Origin of the sequence: Brachybacterium hainanense, from assembly GCF_042434575.1 — a bacterium.
GTDB classification, from domain to species: domain Bacteria; phylum Actinomycetota; class Actinomycetes; order Actinomycetales; family Dermabacteraceae; genus Brachybacterium; species Brachybacterium hainanense.
This window is the reverse complement of sequence record NZ_JBHLSV010000068.1, coordinates 1-699: the sequence shown is the minus strand read 5'-3', so window position 1 is coordinate 699 and position 699 is coordinate 1. Positions and strand designations below refer to the sequence as shown.

Sequence of the window (699 nt, the reverse complement as noted above, 5' to 3'; positions counted from 1 at the left end):
ATGTGGTGCTAGAAAATGAGTATGTTAGTCGCCCGGATGCAGAAAATGAAAGCTGGTAATCTATCAGGAATGGAGAAACATAACAAACGGATTTTCCAGAATCATAGCAATCCCGACATCGATACCTCTCTCTCCGATCAGAACTACGACCTCATGAACCGAGAAGGAAAATACAAAGACATTGTCACTGAAATTATTGAGTCACAGAAGATAAGCCAACGAGCAACGAGAAAAGACGCAGTCTTGGTCAGTGAATGGATCATCACCAGTGACCAAGCTTTTTTTAAAAACATGGATCCAAATGAACGTGATCGGTTTTTCCAAGAAGCCACCGACTGGTTTAAAGAGCGCTATGGTGAGCAAAACCTCGCATACGCTCATGTTCACTTAGACGAAACCACTCCTCACATGCACTTGGGGGTCGTTCCTATGCGTGACGGAAAGCTACAAGCCAAAAATGTGTTTAATCGTGAGGAACTAAGACATCTCCAAGACGAACTACCCAAACATTTAAGGGAAAAGGGATTTGAGATTGATCGAGGAGCCGAGGAATCAGAAAGAAAGCATTTATCTATTCCCGAATACAAAAAAGCGATGGAATCTGTAAAAGAGCTCGACGTAGAAAGGCAGAAAAAGAGCCAAGAAATCATTAAGACTGTTTCCCAAATAGATGAACTCCAATCAGCTAAAAGCGCCTTA

Annotated in this window: 1 protein-coding gene; it reads left to right on the top strand. The window is 42.2% G+C overall.

Translation table 11 applies throughout. The features are described 5' to 3' along the window. Positions 1-21 precede the first annotated feature (21 nt). Positions 22-699, top strand: a 678-nt coding sequence (gene mobV / locus ACFFF6_RS19980; protein ID WP_376983276.1) for a MobV family relaxase, incomplete at its 3' end; no start/stop codon positions are given.